Raw genomic sequence first — 18495 nt, 5'->3', positions numbered from 1 at the left:
GATGGAACCACACATGATGTTAAAGTTGCACCTGATTTAATATCAACATTAGATTTAAAAGAGACAAAAGTGGTATGTGCAGATAAAGGCTATGATTCAGAACCACTGCGTGAACAGATCAGGAAAACAGGGACTAAAGCGAATATACCAAAGAAAACAAATAGCCAATCGAACAATGACCATATGGACTGGTATTTATATAAAATCAGGCATTTAGTTGAAAATATGTTTTGTAGATTAAAGCAATTTAGAGGAATAGCTACTCGATATGACAAGCTCAAAAGAAATTATCAAAGTTCTGTTGCTTTAGCCTGTATATTTTTATGGCTACCTTTATAGGGTTAATTATGAACAGTAAATGTCAACAGACCCTAAATCAATTTACTTTGCAACAAAGCTTATAAAATTTGTAATTGTTAAGTTAAAGATGGATTGAATTTTCTTTTTATGGAGAATCATGTTCAGCTTTTATACAGAGCCATGAAAGAGAATATTGAAAGATAGGATGACTTTAGAGCATATAAAATGATCATTTTTATGATATGAAATACTTAATTATTTACAGAAGATTTAAAGCGTCGATTATTTTAGATTGGTCACGGATTCACTGAATTTTTTCCGACGCTTATATTCAAACATGTTCTGATCCGCTTGTGCGAGCGCTGCAAATAAACCATGACCAGGATGACGCATCGCCATACCAATCGCTGCGCCAATGTATGCTGCTGCAAAGGCATTAATTAAACGATCCACTAAACTTTCAGTACCCGTTTCATCATTTTCCACGCTAAGAATCACAAACTCATCACCACCCAAACGAGCAACAATATCATTGATCCGTACATTATCTCGTAATATTTGCGCTGCATTTTGAATCAGTTTGTCACCTTCATCATGACCTAAATTATCATTCACTTTTTTTAGGTCATTCAGGTCAATAAATAATACAGCGGCGGGATGACCATATTGCTTGCAACGCTCTTCTTCTGCTCGCAGCAGTTTTTCCCAAGCGCGACGATTATATAGCCCGGTCAATTCATCTTTACTGGCTTCTTCCTGCAATAATTCATGCTGTCTCATCTGCTCACTCTGACGTAATTCTGCCTGCAAGATCGAACTGAGTAATTGTCCCAACAACTCGACCAGTTGTATATCTTGCACAATAGCTTCTGATTTGGTTTCTGGATCAATCGCACAGAGCGTTCCAAACAAACTGCCATCTTCTTTAAGGAGTGGCTGACCAATATAAGATTTTATACAGACCTGCTGATTAATCGGCGCTGTGGCGTATAAAGGAATTTCTTCAGAGCGGGGGGCAATTCTCGGGGCCTTACCTGCGACCATATGAGAACAAAAAGAATCAGCCCACTGAAACACTTGACCGGGTCGTATATCATAACCATGATCTTCACTTTGCAGTACAATCCAGTCTTGGCCTTCTACCCGGGTGATCATCCATAAATTAAAGCCAAAATGCTGATGCAAAAACTTTAACACCGCCTCTCCAGCATCCTGAAAACTTTTGAAATTTATATTTTCCATTCGAGATTGCCTCTGCTGCAAACCTGTAAAAATATGCATGATATCAACTTAAGCTATTAAACTATTTTTCCAGTTTCAATAGAATATAAGAGTTCTAAATACAGCTATAAAACTATATATTTACAACATACCGTTGCTATAAGTTTTCATTTAAAAGTTCACAATAAAAAAGAGGCCTAAGCCTCTTTTCTTCAAGCCTGAAATCTATGCCTCAGTCGGATTAGTCAGTTCCGTCATTGGCCAACGTGGAGTTGTCGTCACAGCCAAGCCATCATGCTGTCCTGCTTTGAGACGCTGATAGCCCGCGAAAGCAATCATGGCACCATTGTCTGTACAGAGTGCAGGTTCAGCATAATAAACAGATGCACGAATCTTGGCTAAATCTGCTTCTAAACGCTCACGTAAACGCTTGTTGGCACTAACACCGCCCGCAATCACCAGACGTTTAAGCCCCGTTTGCTTCAGTGCTTTCACCGACTTTTTCACCAGAGTATCGACAATGGCTTCCTGAAAACTGGCAGCGATATCGGCATCGCGGTTTTCATCACCGAGTTTTTTCATTTGTACAGAAACTGCGGTTTTTAGACCACTGAATGAAAATTCTAAACCTTGATGCAGCATTGGTCGCGGGAATGCAAATGCATTTGGATCGCCCTGCTCTGCCAGTTTGGAAATATTCGGGCCACCCGGATACGGCAGACCCATCATCTTCGCGACTTTATCAAATGCTTCGCCTGCCGCATCATCAATGGATTCACCCAAGAGTTCATACTGGCCAATGCCATAAGCAGCCATGAGCTGAGAATGTCCACCCGATACCAACAATGCGACAAATGGAAACTCAGGCGGAGTTTCTGACAATAAAGGTGCCAGCATATGACCTTCCATATGATGCACACCAATTGCGGGTTTATTCAGCGCAAAGGCCAAAGTACGACCAAACAATGCACCGGTCATGAGTGCGCCCATCAGACCCGGGCCACGGGTATATGCGACTGCATCAATTTCTGATTTTTTCACGCCGCTCTGTTCAAGCAGCTCATTGATGAGTGGAATCAGTTTACGCACATGATCACGTGACGCCAGCTCTGGAACTACACCGCCATATTCTGCATGCAGTTTAATCTGGCTATAAAGCACCTGTCCGCGCAAACCCAACTCGCTGTCATACAGCGCAAGTCCTGTTTCATCACACGACGTTTCCAAGCCTAAAACGATCATTAAACTGCCTATAACCTGTATCAATTCTATTGCAGCAACTATTATAGACTTGTGGTATGAGATGTAAATGAGTAAAATACTGACCTTCACTTGTGATTGAGGGCAATTCAGCCCGAGATCTTACCCTAACTGATATGAGGATTCTTCATGCCACAAGTTAAATTGAAAGAAGGCGAACCAGTAGACGTAGCTATCCGTCGTTTCAAACGTTCATGCGAAAAAGCGGGTGTTCTTGCTGACGTACGTAAGCGTGAATTCTACGAGAAACCAACTCAAGAACGTAAGCGCAAAAAAGCTGCTGCTGTTAAACGCTACCAAAAGAAATTGGCGCGTGAATCAGTACGTACAACTCGCCTTTACTAAGATTAATTTGTGATTGATTGCCTGGAATAAATAATGACGACTTTAAAAGACCAAATCACGGATGTTTTGAAAGCAACAATGCGTGCCAAAGAAATGTCCAAGCTGACGGTCATTCGTAGTCTACAGGCAGCAATTAAGCAAATCGAAGTCGATGAGCGCAAAGAACTTGACGACGCTCAGGTTCTTGCGGTCATTGAAAAACAAATTAAACAACGTAAAGAATCGGTTAAAGCCTTTGCAGGCGCTGGCCGAGATGATTTAGCTAGTAAGGAACAAGCCGAAATTGAGATTTTGTCTCAGTTTCTACCAGAAGCTATGACTGAGGAAGAACTTGATTCCATGATTGCGCAAGCTATTGCAGCGCAACAAGCTACTAGCATGAAAGATATGGGTAAGGTGATGAATTCTCTGCGTCCGCTCATAGCCGGGCGCGCCGATCCTGCACAAGTTTCCGCCAAAATCAAAGCGCAACTTGCTTAATCCATACTCTCTAGCATTTTCTCTTTAACGTTGAACTGCCTTTAATCAAAGACAGTTCCTGACGTATTCTCATTGCAAATTACAATCGACCTGATAACGCTTAAGTAATTGCATCTCTTTCGACGATTTCACTTCTACAATTACATCCCGTTTACTCATATTTTGAAACTGACGATCCAGATAAGGACGATTCTGGTCAGCGGCCTGATATAAACGATCAACATAACGTCCTACAATTCCACAAAATTTTGCATTCTGCTCAGGACTAAATCCCTGTTGCTGCGGATTTAAACCACTTAAAAACTGACGCGATTCCTTTTTATAATCCGCATTAATTCGTTCTATTGCTTCTACATATTCAACTGCACTCGCAGCAAAAACCCCATAACTCCACCCCAGTAGACACACGCCCAATAGTATTTTTTTCATATTATGCTTCAGTTTAATTCACGCTGATCTTTCAAAAATATTGTAGCCTGATTGAATATATTCTTGCTATATCATCCTGATACAAAAACTTAAAACCCAGTTCAGCTTTAAATCTTATATTGATGTGCCTGCTGCATCTGCTTCAGACGCTGGCGAATGGTGGACGATAAAGATTGATTATTCTTTACGCTACGCTGTGCATGTAATAATGATTTGATGGCAGTTTCTTCATATCCTGACCAATATTCTACTTCTGCACGATAGCGCAGCACATTAGCAGCCTTAATCGGCGAATCTGGCTCTGCATTGGCAGCCAGTTGCATTAGTCGCCAGCCACTGACATCCCGTGAATTGGCATTTAGAAATCGCTGCACTAAAACTTTTGCTTTATCGGGTTGCTTGGCGCGAATCAGCACTTCTGCATATTTATAATTGAGCGCTCGATTTTCCGGCATGATCCGCGCTGCTGACGCTACACTTTCCAAAGCTGCATCAAGCTGGTTCTGAGCTAAATAAATATCAGTCTGGAATAAAACCTGTAAAGGATGCATCTGGTTATGCTTTTTTGCTCGATCTAAAGTGGCCTGCGCGGCCTGGAAATCACTTTGCTGTATTCGATAGGCAGTTAAGGCAAGCTGGCCTGCAAAATTATTTTGCTGGTCCATCAGGATAAGCTGCTCTGCATTGGTCTGACCAGACAATACCCTGCTATACCACTTGATAATGTCAAAGTCTTGGTCATTGAGACTGCGTTTCACCGCAGGAAGCTGGTTGGCACGTAAACGTGCTTCACTCATACGCTCGGTGGTGAGTGGATGAGTGAACCAGAAATCCGGCAGAAAGCTTAAGCGGCTGGTCGAGCGATGCATGACCTCAAAGAAATCTGCCATACTATGCGGGTTATAACCGGAACGATACATATATTGCATACCAATCCGGTCTGCCTCACGCTCCTGATTACGGCTATAGGTAAGCTGTTTATCCAGAAGTGCTGCCTGTGAACCTATCATGACCGCTGTGCCGACATCACCATCTGCCTGAGAAGCGACCAAAGCACCGACAAGAATTCCGGCTAACGCCAGTAAACCTTGCCCTTTAAAGGCATCCTGAGAGCGACTGTAATGACGTTGTGTGACATGTGCAATTTCATGTGCCATGACTCCTGCCACTTCATCCATGTTTCGGGCTGAATTAATCAGACCAGCATTAAGTGCAAAAAGACCACCTGGTACAGCAAAGGCATTAATTTGCGGGTCATTAATAACCAGCAAACCGATCGGCTGTTGCAATTGAGTCTGACTCAGGATATGAGAAAATACTGAAAGCAGCTGATCTTCAAGCCATGGATTTTGCAGGACCGGCATTTGTTTATGCACTTCACGATAGACTTTTTCACCGATCATTTTTTCTTTTTGTTGATCGAGTAAGCCGACGCCTGTACCAATATCAGGCACAGAAAATTGTACATTTACTTGATTAAAATCATGGTTAGAGCCGTGCCCTGCTACCATATACAGACTTAAGCCACACGCCAGCGCCAATCGTTTCAATGAAAAATCTCTAATCCTGCCGATCTAATTTATCTTGAATATAGCATTGAACAATGAGCAGAGACGCAAGAAAATGTTATTTTTTAATACCATTTAAACGACGAATCAGATGCATTTTAAAATTCCGGATTGACCACATAACGGGGCACTCGTCCTTCCAAGGCATCAACAAGATTCTGATAAGCCAGTTCTGCCATTTTTTTACGGGTGGCTGCAGTGGCCGAACCCACATGTGGCAATGTAACCACATTATCCAACTGGAATAATTCCGATTCCTTTAACGGCTCTTTCTGATACACATCCAGACCGGCAGCAAAAACCTGCTTGGCTTTTAAAGCTGAAATTAATGCCTGTTCATCAATGACCGAGCCACGTGAAATATTGACCAATACTGCATGGGATTGCATTTTAGCCAATTCCGCTGTCGCAATCAGCGCCTTAGAATCCGCATTCAAATCTACTGCAACGACCACAAAGTCAGAACGCTGTAACAGTTCCTCAAGCTGGCAATATTTCGCATTCAACCCTTGAGCAAGTTCTGGTTTTTCCCGGCGATTATAATACAGAATATTCATGTTAAAACCGTAAAAACCACGACGTGCGATTGCCGCCCCAATATGACCGAGACCAATAATTCCGAGGGTTTTTCCAAAAATATCCATACCAAATTGTGCTTCGCCCACGGTACGCTGCCATTGTCCCTGCTTGGTCCATTGATCCAGGTAAGCCACTTTGCGTGCTGCTGACATCAGTAAAGTGAAAGCCAGGTCAGCAGTGGTTTCAGTCAGTACATGCGGCGTATGACTGAGATAAATTTTCTTTTCATTTAAATAATCCAGTTCATAGTTGTCATAACCGACACTGACACTGGAGATAATTTTTAACCGGGTGGCACTGGCCAGATTATCGCGATTCAACAAGCGCCCTGCGCCAATCATGCCATCAGCATCCTGAACCTGCTGCAAAAGCTGTTGATTCACATCGCCTAGCTTCGGTTGTATATAACTAACCTGATAATTTTGTTCCAGCTTGTTTTGAATATCAGTATCAATTTGACTAAATACAACCACTTTTTGTTTCATCTATTTTTATTCCACAACAAGATTATTCCAGACTGGCAGTCCTATTTTGCATAAACTGCCATAAACGTTTTTTTAGAATCGGCTGATCCAGCATTTCTTGTAAAGATGCCAACTGGATCATTTTCGTATTTGATATATGCGCTACAGGCCCGAGGAAAATAATATTTTTCTCTGCACTCATTCCATCCAGAAAACCCTGAATATAGGATTCTACACCACGTCCATCCTGAACATTGGCCCAGGGAAATGGCCAGTTCAGCTCATGAAACTCACCTGGGACTGCACGCTGGATATTGCCCCATAAATTCTGGGTGTCTTCGGTCATTGCAGTTGCATCAATCACGATACTGCAATGTGCCAGACTTAAAGCCTGCAAACTGAATGGCGGGATTTGTACGATTTCACGCTGTTCCTGAACAGGTGCAATGTGAGTCGGTGCCGCAGGTGGTATATCAACCTTAAGCGTAACAATTGGCTCTGGCTCAGGAATCGGTAGATCAGCCAACGCCTCTACGGAAGCAGGCTGTAGTAAGACGATATCGGTGTGAAATTCAGGTGCAGCCTGATCACGCCAGACCGAAACCTGGTGCGGCTGACATGCGCTGTCCCTAGGAATCCAGAGATCGATTCCTAATGTTGCCAGTATGTCACGCTGATGCCCAATCATCTTTTCATCATCACCAATTTCAGGCTGAACATTTTAGCCGGATTGCCTGTGCTTTGCCGAACTTTTTCAGCTTTTCTTTTTTATCCTGATGGATTCTAGTACAAAGTTTAGCTGTCTGCTAAAAACCGTGCTTTTAATACACAATTAAACCATTCCTGCTGTTATAACAGATTCCGGCTAAAGCTGCGCGTTCTCATTTATTTTCTACAGAATGGTTAAACTGTTCTTCTTTAACATTTGCTGAACGACCTGTTCTGCCTCAAAACCCAAGCGCCAATACAACAGCTCCATCACGTCCAACTCATCCTGTGTCACGATACGATCACTCCACAAACAGGCCTCTGCAATACCTAAAATACTGAGGCGATCACGCAATAACAGCCCCGCAATATCATTCAGGATTTCTGCTAGATCAATCGGCTCATCAGAAATTTCATTATATAAGTCCAGTTCCTGAGCGGTCAGAATCCGGTTTAAAATTCGCTCCCGAACCTCAAGCTGGTTGCCGCTATTAATCTGCTGTACATGCAGCAAGGCGTCAATCAAACGTACAATCTGTGGCTTGACCTCATCGAGTGCGGTAGGCGTATGTGCAGGAAGCAAATTAAGTTCGTATTTCACACATTCCAGTAATAATGCATCCAACAGGCCAATTTCGCCATCTTCCTGAATGATCCGTGCCAGCTTCATCAAAAACTGCCGTGCTACAGTTGTCGGCATGCCACCAATATTCTTGCAGGCTTGCTGAAAAATCGAAATATGCACCCGCCCGTCCAGATTGAGCAATGAATCTACAATGGCACGGCTGACTTCAGCCTCAGTCGGAATAAATTCACGATATTGACGAATCATTAAAATGGCGACCATCACTTCACGAGAACCGGTTGCCGTTTGTAATGCACGCTCAATCAGTTCCGGACGTGGCATCTTGAGCCGAAGTTCCGGATTCAGTGGTTTGATCGCATCTTTAATCGCAAAACTGATCGGAGACAGCCGCAATAATGGCAAAGGTTGTGGCGAGCTCCAGCTCATTGCAGTTTCAGGCACCACTTCTTCCAAAGAACGGAACAAACTAAACAAAGGCTGATTTTTGAGTTTTTTCAGGTTTTCAAGCTGTAAGTCCTGAATCAAGGCAGGATTTAATTCATAAATCCGTTGATTAATATTGGGATGAATATTCAACCAGTTTTGTGGGCTCAAGGAATTAGCAAAGCACATATGTGAAATGGATTCAGCATATTCACTATAAATCTGGGATCCAGAATGATGCACATGAATTCTGAGTAAAGTCTGAATATTGGCATCATTTTGAATCAGGCGTCGGGTCTTTCGATCATTTTTATAGGTCCGACCACCCAGTGAAATATATTTAATAAAACGGGAAATCAATACGCCCAAACTACCAATCAGCCAGATCACCGCACCGACTGCAACATAGAAAGTTTCAAACTTGTTTTCACGGGGACTACCCGCTCGATAAAAACCGGACTTGGCAATCTTACTGCCATACTGACTAAACGTGGTTAAACTGCTATACAGAATTTTCAGGCGGGTATTTTCCGCAGCTTCACCTGAGAGGATTTTATTGAATTCATGGCTGAGCAAGCCATACAGCTCGACTTTATCGAGTGTTTGTATCGCACCCCAAGTCAGGATAATTGCGGTATCCCGCGGACTAAATCCTGCCGTCAGTGCATTAACACCAACTTCATCGGGCAGCACATACACCGCCGGAACGTCAATCAGAAAAGTCTCTGCCAACTGTTGGTTAATGTGCAATGCAGCACTTTCTTCGGGAATACTGTCCATCGGACTCAACCGACGCGCACCCAACTGCTTCGCCAGTGAATAACCACCATTCCGAAAAATATAAAACTCGTAGATGACCGAGATCATCATGGCACATAATAGCAAAGCAATCAGGTAAGGACTCAGCGCATGCCAGAAGATTGACTGGCTAGGATCAGTATAAAAAACAAAGAGACCAACAACGGTATTAATAATAAAAATAGTCAACAGAATTGCAATCAGGCAAAAACTTACAGGCAGTACTATATTTTTGTTTTTTATAAAATCGTATCCTACGTTTCGCAATGCAGAATCCTAAAATGATGATTTTCAATGGGCTCATCATAAAACAAAAAAGCGGGAAATTCCCGCTTTTTCATGATGATTTTAACTACTTAGACTTCGCGTACGCCAGTCAAATCCACTGAAGCTGCATCAATATTGACATCAATATAATTGCTTTCTTTCATGGCACTGTCACTACGTTTTTGCTGAAGATCATCCAGATATTGCGCATCAATACCGCCCGAAACATAGATGCCATCAAAGACTGAACAATCAAAGTCTTTGACATCCGGTACTTTGGTGGTTCTTACCGCATCTTTCAAATCTTCCAGATCTTGGAAAATCAGACGGTCAGCACCAATAATTTCACGGATTTCTTCTACGCTACGTTCCGATGCAATCAGCTCAGATTTCGCCGGCATATCAATACCGTAAACGTTTGGATATTTCACCATCGGTGCTGCAGACGCAAAGAATACTTTTTTCGCGCCAGAATCACGAGCCATCTGGATAATTTCATTACAGGTCGTACCACGGACAATCGAGTCATCCACCAACAGTACGTTTTTACCTTTAAACTCAAGCTCAACCGGGTTGAGTTTCTGACGTACCGATTTTTTACGCAGCTGCTGTCCCGGCATAATAAAGGTACGGCCGATATAGCGGTTTTTCATGAAACCTTCACGGAATTTCACACCCAGCATATTGGCAAGTTCTAGCGCTGAAGTACGTGAAGTATCCGGAATCGGAATCACCACATCAATATCATGCTCTTCACCCCACTCACGCAGAATTTTTTGCGCCAGTTTCTCACCCATTTTTAAACGTGCTTTATACACCGAGATTCCATCAATAATGGCATCTGGACGGGCAAAATAAACGTATTCAAAAATACAAGGACGGTATTCAGCATTCACTGCACATTGCTTGGTGAAGAAGTTACCTTCTAAATCAATAAATACCGCTTCACCAGGCAGAATATCACGCTCAACTTTAAAGCCCAGCGCAGTAATCGCAACAGACTCTGAAGCAATGATATACTCCATGCCCTGCTCAGTTTCACGTGAACCGTAGATCAGTGGACGAATACCGTTCGGATCGCGGAAGCCCACTAGCCCCTGACCGGTAATCATCGCCACCACACCATAAGCGCCTTTGCAACGCTCATGCACACGCGTCACCGCATGGAAAATATCTTCCGACGTCGGTACCAATTTGCCATGTTTTTGCAATTCATGCGCAAACACGTTTAACAGGACTTCCGAATCAGAATCGGTGTTCATATGACGCAAGTCAGTTTTGAACAGGTCATCATGAATTTCTTCGGCATTCGTCAGGTTACCATTATGTGCCAAGGTAATCCCGTACGGCGAGTTCACATAAAACGGCTGTGCTTCAGCACTGCTCGATGAACCGGCTGTTGGATAACGCACATGACCAATACCGTAATTTCCTTTCAAAGCACGCATATGACGGGTATGGAATACATCACGCACCATGCCATTGTCTTTGCGCAGGAATAAACGTCCTTCATCACATGTCACGATCCCAGCTGCATCTTGTCCACGATGTTGTAACATCGTTAATGCATCAAACAACATTTGGTTAACGGGTGATTTACCAGCTATACCAACTACTCCACACATAGCAACCTCGCAGACAAGCTAGGATTAATAAAAAGGATTATTTGTAGACTCATCTGAAGCTCCAGACTTGGACGATGTTTCAGATGATGAAGCTGAAGGTTTCGGTGCCCCTTCAGACTTGATATGTTGTAGTGCGCCATTCGCGGCTTCTTTCGACATTTGAGTCGCCCAAGGCGCATAAGGCAATAAGGCTTGAATAAACTTGGACTGTTTCCAGTGCGGTGAGCTCTCTACCCAAGGGCCGATACCCTGCATGGTAATCAGGACAATCAGCAAACCTTTCAGGCTACCAAAGACACCACCGGCCAGACGGTTGAGAGGACCCAGTTTAAGACTCTTTAAAATACGGTTCAACAGTGCAGTAACGATCCAGGTCAGAACTACAATTAGCAGGACGATAAAAGCGAAGGCCGCAATCTTTTGTACAACTGGATCTGTACTCAGAGCAACCATAGACGGCGCAAGTAGCGTTGAATATTTTGCCGCAACAATCAGGGCAAAGATCCATCCCACTAAGTTCGCAAAGGCTTTAATAAATCCTTGACGCAAACCGTTGAGCCCTCCAATGAGCAAGATAATCAGTAGAAAGATATCAATGGCATTCATAGGATTTAAAGTGCGTCTACACAATCTTTTACAAGTTTAGGTCCGGTATAGATGAGGCCACTATAAACTTGTACAAGGCTGGCGCCTGCCTGTTTCTTGGCAACAGCATCTGCACCTGAAAGAATACCACCCACACCAATCAATGGAATTTGTCCTTTTAATACCGCAGCAAATGCAGCCAGACATGCGGTACTTTTCTCAAATACTGGCGCGCCAGACAAACCGCCCGCTTCCTCTGCATGCTCCAGACCCTCTACCCCTTCACGTGACAGTGTGGTATTGGTCACGATCAGACCATCGATCTTGAATTGCAATAACTGTTTGGCAATAAAGGCAATATCGCTGTTATCCAGATCAGGCGCCACTTTGAGTACCAAAGGTACATAATGCTGGTATTCCTGAGCCAATTCAAGCTGACGCTTCTTCAATATTTCCAGCAGTTCGGTGAGTGCATCACCACTTTGCAGGCTGCGCAGGTTTTTGGTATTGGGAGAAGAAATGTTGACGGTAATATAAGAAGCGTAATTATAGACTTTTTCTAAACAGATGAGGTAATCATCTACTGCTTTTTCTACCGGAGTATCAGCGTTTTTACCGATATTAATACCGAGAATGCCTTTAAATTTGGCCGCTTTGACATTTTCAACCAGCTGATCCACGCCATCATTATTAAAGCCCATACGGTTAATAATGGCTTTGGCCTGTGGCAAACGGAATAAACGCGGATGAGGATTGCCGGCTTGCGGTCGCGGGGTAATGGTACCAATTTCAATAAAACCAAAACCTTGACCGGCAAGGGCGTCAATATAGGCACCATTTTTGTCCAAACCTGCCGCAAGACCTACCGGATTGGGAAATTCGATTCCCATACAGGTCACAGGTTTCGCAGCAACGTTTTGACGCATCAAGCCCATTTTATGGGATGATTTCAATAGTGATAATGTCAGCTCATGTGCACGCTCTGGTGCTAAAGAAAACAACAAAGGGCGGGCTAGAGAATACAACATATCCAGAAAAGTCTACTGCTTTTTAAGTCGGCATATTATAGGCATAGGCTGACAAAAAAACCATGCTTTGCAAATCTTTATTTTTACCGTTTATTGTATGGTCGCCGTTAATTTAATCTGTCCTGCCTCATTATTTAGTTCCATTTTCTCGATACTTAGCCCCATTTGTGCCAGCTGAGTCAGGAAATTTGCCAGTACTGCATAATTTTCATGCATGACCGCCAATTGAATTTTTCCTTCCATTTGCTGGGAAGCCACCGACAATCCTTGCTGCTGTGCGACTCGCTGTACTTTCTCCGCTGCATCCAGTTGGGTGTCCCCAGCCGGTTTCATGGTTACTGCATTACTTTGCATCCAAACAATGGTATCTTTCAGCTGATTTAAGCGTTTTTGCTGGGTATCTGCCGCCTGATGCATATACCAGAGTGTAGAACCGACTGCCGCCACAATCACAAAAACAGTGGTAAAAATCACCATTACCCGTTCACGTACCGACAAGCTGTCCAGATAATCACTCAGTTTTTCAAAAGACTGATCCATACGATTTTGTAGCGCTTCAATGCCTTTCATTATTGAATCCTCACCAGTCCGATCGCAGCTGTTCCGCTGGCCTGAATATTCCCCAGCTCCACCTTAAAACCTTGCTGGCTCAATTGCGTGGTCAGTGCATTTAACGTTTCTGATGAATTAGCCTTAAGCTCCATACTTAGCACAGAAGTATCATAATTTACCCGTTGTGCCACAATCTGATTTTGCATCAAGACAGGCCCCACCCGACTAATAAGCTGTAATGCATGCGTATCTGCAATCTGGCTTTGACGCAACTGCCCTTCAAACTGACTTTTGATATTCTGCTCAGTGACCGGATAATTTTGTCCAAACCAGTATTTAAACTGGTCAATGGCTTGCGCGGCAGTCTGATTCGCCACTTTTTTATATTGATACCAGCGCACAGCATCATAACTAAACTGCAATACTAAAATACCCAGAAAAACCGCCGCGCAGGCTTTCCAGTAGCCGGAAATAGCGCCATTGGATTTTGCTTTAGGCAAGACATTAAACGAATGCTGTTTCGGTTTTTTTAGTACAGGAATTCCATATTGGAAAGACTCCAGTTGCTCCTGAGTGACCAGTGCTTCAAGACTACGCAACTGCTCCTGATTCAGATTGCTCACCTTATAGCTGAGATCCTTGGGCTGATAATCCAGATAAAGGCTTAGATCATCCAGCGACTGGCCGATATATTCCGACTCGCGCACCAGCAAACGTCCACCGATTTGCGCAATCACACGCTGATTGGCATCAGGAACAGGCAGCACCAAAAAGTCCGGTAACAAAGCTGCCAGCTTGACTGGGATCAAGTTTAGCGCGTGTTGCAAGGTCTCAAGCGTTGAATTCGCAATCCCCATAATGCTGATCTGATCCGGCTGCTGAAAATGATGCAGCACTTTCATGGCATCTACCGGCAGCACCACGTATTCTTCAAGCAAATATTTAATGCCATTATTACCCATTTTCTTATATTGGCTCTTGGGCAAGGTCTGCTGCAAAATTTGCACATGACGGCTAGGAAAAAACACCACCGCCTCTTCGCCATGATGAGCCTGTATATCCTGAATCAGCTGCTCAAGTGTGTGCGCAGTGTTCCAGAACTCCCCAGTTGACCATTGCCAAACCCCATTGGCTTCAGGCATCCATAAATACAACATCGATTGTGTTCTGCCGTTTTAATTAATTTTTTATAGTGTAGGAATAAAGCTTTTTATCTGTGTGGATAAGCCAGGTGCAATCACCGCCTGATCATAAATACGTGCTTCTGCCAATGCATAGGGATGAAAAGATTCAGTCAGCAGAATGGAAGACATATGGGCCACGACGTTCATATGACACACTACTGCAATCGACTCATAAGGCAGTTGCGACAACCATTCTACTGCGACTTTGGCATCATCATCTGGTTTGATGGTATTACAGATCACCACCGGCACATCTTTAAAATACTGCTGCAAATGTGCCAGAGTTTCCTGCGCACGCAATAACGGACTGACCACAAAGACTTCAGGCTTAATCAGATCCTTTAAGAACTGTGAAGTCTGCTCAGCCTGTTGATGACCACGCTCCGTTAAAGGTCGCTTGGTGTCATTACCATTGACCGGTGGTGCGGCCTCGCCATGTCGAACTAAAGTCAGTTGCATTTGATTTCCTTATATTCTTTTGCCTGCATGATAAGCAGCGAATATGACAATTCGCAGACAGTCCCTGTGTTATAGATCAGACTTGATGATGTGGCAAGACAAATTCAACATCACTGCGATGACCGTTTTTCATCAATGACAATGCAATATTGAGTGGCGGCGCACCTTCAAAAATCACATCATACAAGGCCGAGGTAATCGGCATATACACATCGAGCTCTTCCGAACGTGCCTTGACCTGTACAATGGTATTAATCCCTTCTGCCGTTTGCCCCAACTCAGTCGTTGCCTGCTCCAAGGTTTTACCTTTACCAAGCGCATAACCCACCTGATAATTACGGCTAAGAGGGCTGCTACAGGTAGCGAACAAATCACCCACACCTGAAAGCCCAAGAAAGGTCAGCGGATTAGCACCGAGTTTTACTGCAAAACGGCTCATTTCGGCCAAAGCACGGGTCAGGATCATACTCTTGGTATTTTCACCCACGTTATACGCAGCAGCCATGCCCATCGCGACAGCATAGATATTTTTTAATGCGCCCCCGAGTTCTACCCCATGCACATCATCACTGGCGAATACGCGGAACAAGGCACTATGTAAGGCTTGTTGTACGGCATAACGCACCAGCTCGGACTGGCTGGCAATCACGGTTCCTGCTGGCTGTCCTGCCACAATTTCTTTGGCCAGATTCGGTCCTGATAACACACCATAAGGCACTTCAGGCAACACTTCACGAATAATATCGCTCATGAAACTAAAGGTTTTGGCTTCAATACCCTTGGTCAGCGAGATCACGGCTTGCGACGTAATAAAAGGTTTGATTTGCTGCAAGACATCCCGAAAGGAATGACTCGGAATAGCGACTAAAATAATATCGCGATCACGCACAGCCTGTTCCAGATCTGACACCGCTAGCAGATTTTCTTCTAACTTAAAATCTGGCAAATAGCGTTTATTAATATGCGTGGCATTAATATCTGCCGCAACTGCTTCGTCACGAATCCAGATCATGGTATTGCAACCATTACGCACTGCAGTATTGGCCATTGCAGTACCAAAACTACCCCCACCCAATACTGTGACTCTTAAAGCTGTCTTATGATCAACTGCAACCGGTTCTACCAGTTTTGAGAAATTTAATTTTGACATCTTATTTTTTAATATCCTGTTATACCCTGCAAACTAGCTGTTCTGGTTCCAATAACTGACAAAATCACCGGTTTGAATCTCTGCGCGTGCTGGAATTGCTTTTGCTGCAGTGCCAATATAAATAATACCTGAGACCAGATCATCTTTTGAAATTCCCAATGCCTGCTTAAACAGGCCAGACTCGACTACAGCACCGCTACGCCACATGGTCGAGAAACCCTGAACCTGAAGTGACAACAGAAAATTCTGAATGGCTGCGCCTGAACTAAGGATTTGTTCAAAATGCGGAACTTTAGGATGATCCTGCAAACGCGTTAAGGCAAGCACCAATAAAGGCGCACGAAATGGATGATTCTTGACCCGCTCAATCTGCGCTGTTTCAGTTTCACCCAAATCGACGAGCGCCTGCGACAGCAACCCTCCAAAAGCTTCACGCTGATTATCTGGAACCACCACAAATGTGGTCGGCTTGAGCCGATGATGATCGGGTGCAGTTAATGCCGCCTGAAAGGCTTTTTCCAGTTGTTCTGCATTCGGTGCCGGTGCCAGCAGATGACCAATCGATTGCCGTTGGTGAATATTTTGATGAACGATGTCAATCGCAGATTCCGTCATTGCCTTGTATATCTACACTTAAAAAACCATACTCAAGATTAGCATATTCAAAGAAAAATACGCTAGAAACTTCATAGCGATTCAGCACGCTCATCACAATTTGAAGATAAAGTTGCTTGGTTTTTCAATCCTGTGCTGCTCTATTTTTCACCTAACTCACATAGAGCTATACCAAAAATTGCCAAACCTATACAACAGCTACAAAATCTGCGCTGCTTGCTGTGTTGAAATATTCAGCATCGTATTTACTTGAGATTTCATGATGAAAAAAACAATCGCTTTCAGCGGATTAGCTATTTCCGCATTACTGCTTACTGCCTGTGCATCAAATCCAACTGCATTGGCAGTGCAAAAGGAAAATAACCAGTATGAAGTGACCGGATTAGGTAAAAATCAACTGACTTCGAAAAACAACGCGATTACTGCGGCCAATAAAGCCTGTGGCTCTCGATCAACCCCAATTATTGTAGATGAAAAGACAGCTTATAACGGCGCTTTAAAAGGCGTGGTCGATGAACAAACAGGTCAGATGATTCAGGCAGCAGCTACTGTCCTTGGCAATATCGCAGGTACCAATACTGGTTTAAACCAGAATGACGACTATCAGACGGTGCTTACATTCCGCTGTCAGGCCAAATAAGCCAAACCATAGCGCAATAAAAAACCGCTCTTCAAGAGCGGTTTTTCTATGATCTGGATTAACAATAACCTTCCAGGCGGGTCAAAGGCAATTTTTGCCCAATGGCTTTTTCAATTTCCGGAAGATAGAACGCATCATCTTCGGACAAGAAACTGATACTTACACCTTGCGCACCGGCACGGCCTGTACGGCCAATACGATGCACATAATCATCCGACTGTTCCGGCAAGGTGAAGTTCACCACATGCGATACACCATCAACATGGATGCCACGACCTGCCACATCCGTTGCAATCATGATGTTATGTTTACCATTTTTGAACTGATCCAGCATTTTAAGGCGTTTGTCCTGAGCAATCTCGCCAGACAGCATCACTACTTTATAGCCATCACGTTTTAAATGGTCATAAAGTTTGCGCACCTGATCACGACGGTTGGCAAAAATCATGACTTTTTCAATCGGCTCATCACGCAAGATTTCTTGCAACAATTTATATTTGTCCGCCTTGGCGACCATATAAACCCGTTGCTCGACATCCGCATTGGTTTTCTTTTCCGGTTCAATTTCGACTGTGACCGGTTCAAATAACCATTGCTGCGCTAGATTCAGTACATCGTAACTAAAAGTAGCAGAGAACATTAGAGTCTGACGCTGCTCTTTACGCGGTGAGAAACGCACAATGCGCTTTACTGAAGGAATAAAGCCCATATCCAATAGGCGGTCAGCTTCATCAATAACCAAAAATTCAATCTGATCCAGCCAGACTTCTTTTTGTTCTACAAAATCGATCAAACGACCCGGTGTAGCCACCATAATATCGACAGGCGCTTTATTAAGCTGGTTCTTTTGCTTGTCAAAATCCACACCACCCAGCAAGGTCACCACATTGAGACCAGCATATTTCGCCAGATCCTGTGCATCACTTTCGATCTGTAACGCCAGTTCACGGGTCGGTGCCAAAATCAGCGCACGTGGCTCACCACGATAGCGTTGTTCCTGAATCGGATTATTTAACAGATCATTCATGATACTAATTAAAAAGGCAGCAGTTTTGCCTGTACCTGTCTGTGCACGGCCAATGGCATCATGTCCTGCCAGCGTGAATTTCAAAACCTTCTGCTGGATAGGCGTCATGGTGGTAAAGCCTAAAGCATCAATCGCTTTTTTTAGATTGGGATGTAAATTTAAGGTTTCAAAACCAGATGACATAAAGCGGTGCTCTAATTGG

General features: G+C 43.7%; 19 protein-coding genes and 1 pseudogene. 4 read left to right on the top strand and 16 right to left on the bottom strand.

Going from position 1 to position 18495, the window contains the following annotated elements; genetic code table 11:
• A pseudogene (locus ACTL4S_RS08190) lies at positions 1-358 on the top strand (IS5 family transposase); the annotation flags it as partial.
• A 224-nt stretch (positions 359-582) separates the two neighbouring features.
• Here ACTL4S_RS08190 and ACTL4S_RS08185 read toward each other — a convergent pair.
• Entirely contained in the window at positions 583-1542 is a 960-nt protein-coding gene (locus ACTL4S_RS08185; protein ID WP_441299135.1) for a sensor domain-containing diguanylate cyclase, read from the bottom strand.
• A gap of 204 nt (positions 1543-1746) precedes the next feature.
• A complete protein-coding gene (gene tsaD, locus ACTL4S_RS08180) occupies positions 1747-2763 on the bottom strand; it encodes a tRNA (adenosine(37)-N6)-threonylcarbamoyltransferase complex transferase subunit TsaD (RefSeq protein ID WP_004280030.1) in 1017 nt (338 codons plus the stop codon).
• A 147-nt stretch (positions 2764-2910) separates the two neighbouring features.
• On the opposite strand from tsaD, the gene rpsU reads away from it, so the two are divergent.
• Together rpsU and ACTL4S_RS08170 are read left to right on the top strand one after the other, a co-directional pair.
• Positions 2911-3126, top strand: coding sequence for a 30S ribosomal protein S21 (rpsU, locus tag ACTL4S_RS08175; RefSeq protein ID WP_001136722.1), 216 nt, complete (start codon positions 2911-2913; stop codon positions 3124-3126).
• A 33-nt stretch (positions 3127-3159) separates the two neighbouring features.
• The gene (locus ACTL4S_RS08170) at positions 3160-3606 is read left to right on the top strand and encodes a GatB/YqeY domain-containing protein (RefSeq protein WP_004280076.1); all 447 of its coding nucleotides are present in this window, start codon (positions 3160-3162) and stop codon (positions 3604-3606) included.
• Between the two features lie 69 nt (positions 3607-3675).
• Here the strand turns inward: ACTL4S_RS08170 and ACTL4S_RS08165 are convergent, their stop codons facing one another.
• The 13 genes from ACTL4S_RS08165 to ACTL4S_RS08105 all read right to left on the bottom strand — a co-directional run bounded on the left by ACTL4S_RS08165 (position 3676) and on the right by ACTL4S_RS08105 (position 16626).
• The gene (locus tag ACTL4S_RS08165; protein WP_005107293.1) at positions 3676-4035 is read right to left on the bottom strand and encodes a hypothetical protein; all 360 of its coding nucleotides are present in this window, start codon (positions 4033-4035) and stop codon (positions 3676-3678) included.
• A gap of 107 nt (positions 4036-4142) precedes the next feature.
• On the bottom strand, positions 4143-5585 hold the full coding sequence (locus ACTL4S_RS08160) for a M48 family metalloprotease (protein ID WP_441299134.1): 1443 nt from the start codon (positions 5583-5585) through the stop codon (positions 4143-4145).
• A 116-nt stretch (positions 5586-5701) separates the two neighbouring features.
• Complete coding sequence (locus ACTL4S_RS08155; protein ID WP_423089701.1) at positions 5702-6667, bottom strand: 2-hydroxyacid dehydrogenase; 966 nt, start codon at positions 6665-6667, stop codon at positions 5702-5704.
• A 22-nt stretch (positions 6668-6689) separates the two neighbouring features.
• Entirely contained in the window at positions 6690-7334 is a 645-nt protein-coding gene (locus ACTL4S_RS08150) for a hypothetical protein (RefSeq protein ID WP_441299133.1), read from the bottom strand.
• A gap of 204 nt (positions 7335-7538) precedes the next feature.
• On the bottom strand, positions 7539-9428 hold the full coding sequence (locus tag ACTL4S_RS08145) for a M48 family metalloprotease (RefSeq protein ID WP_441299132.1): 1890 nt from the start codon (positions 9426-9428) through the stop codon (positions 7539-7541).
• Positions 9429-9517: 89 nt separating this feature from the next.
• A complete protein-coding gene (gene purF / locus ACTL4S_RS08140) occupies positions 9518-11053 on the bottom strand; it encodes an amidophosphoribosyltransferase (RefSeq protein WP_180038885.1) in 1536 nt (511 codons plus the stop codon).
• Between the two features lie 24 nt (positions 11054-11077).
• Positions 11078-11659, bottom strand: a complete 582-nt coding sequence (locus tag ACTL4S_RS08135) for a CvpA family protein (RefSeq protein WP_195724880.1) — start codon at positions 11657-11659, stop codon at positions 11078-11080.
• Positions 11660-11664: 5 nt separating this feature from the next.
• Positions 11665-12666, bottom strand: coding sequence for a quinone-dependent dihydroorotate dehydrogenase (locus tag ACTL4S_RS08130; protein WP_441299131.1), 1002 nt, complete (start codon positions 12664-12666; stop codon positions 11665-11667).
• A 90-nt stretch (positions 12667-12756) separates the two neighbouring features.
• Positions 12757-13236: a type II secretion system protein M gene (locus tag ACTL4S_RS08125; RefSeq protein WP_278356969.1), complete on the bottom strand. Its 480-nt coding sequence runs from the start codon at positions 13234-13236 to the stop codon at positions 12757-12759.
• Entirely contained in the window at positions 13236-14375 is a 1140-nt protein-coding gene (gene gspL / locus ACTL4S_RS08120; RefSeq protein ID WP_441299130.1) for a type II secretion system protein GspL, read from the bottom strand. Before gspL ends, ACTL4S_RS08125 begins: the two co-directional genes overlap by 1 nt.
• Before the next feature lie 30 nt (positions 14376-14405).
• Positions 14406-14861, bottom strand: coding sequence for a phosphoglycerate mutase family protein (locus ACTL4S_RS08115; protein ID WP_441299129.1), 456 nt, complete (start codon positions 14859-14861; stop codon positions 14406-14408).
• Between the two features lie 76 nt (positions 14862-14937).
• A complete protein-coding gene (locus ACTL4S_RS08110) occupies positions 14938-16011 on the bottom strand; it encodes an NAD(P)H-dependent glycerol-3-phosphate dehydrogenase (RefSeq protein WP_441299128.1) in 1074 nt (357 codons plus the stop codon).
• A gap of 33 nt (positions 16012-16044) precedes the next feature.
• Complete coding sequence (locus ACTL4S_RS08105; protein ID WP_224216346.1) at positions 16045-16626, bottom strand: nitroreductase family protein; 582 nt, start codon at positions 16624-16626, stop codon at positions 16045-16047.
• 259 nt (positions 16627-16885) lie between these two features.
• Between ACTL4S_RS08105 and ACTL4S_RS08100 the strand changes: the two genes are divergently transcribed.
• Positions 16886-17266 carry a hypothetical protein gene (locus tag ACTL4S_RS08100; protein ID WP_004646604.1) on the top strand — a complete coding sequence of 127 codons (381 nt, stop codon included), beginning with the start codon at positions 16886-16888 and terminating at the stop codon, positions 17264-17266.
• 58 nt (positions 17267-17324) lie between these two features.
• On the opposite strand, the gene rhlB is transcribed toward ACTL4S_RS08100, so the two are convergent.
• Positions 17325-18476: an ATP-dependent RNA helicase RhlB gene (gene rhlB, locus ACTL4S_RS08095; protein WP_441299127.1), complete on the bottom strand. Its 1152-nt coding sequence runs from the start codon at positions 18474-18476 to the stop codon at positions 17325-17327.
• Positions 18477-18495: the final 19 nt, after the last annotated feature.

Origin of the sequence: Acinetobacter lwoffii (assembly GCF_052078135.1) — a bacterium.
Classification (GTDB): Bacteria; Pseudomonadota; Gammaproteobacteria; order Pseudomonadales; family Moraxellaceae; genus Acinetobacter; species Acinetobacter lwoffii_Z.
The sequence above is the reverse complement of the archived record's forward strand: the minus strand, read 5'-3'. Positions and strand labels throughout refer to the sequence as shown.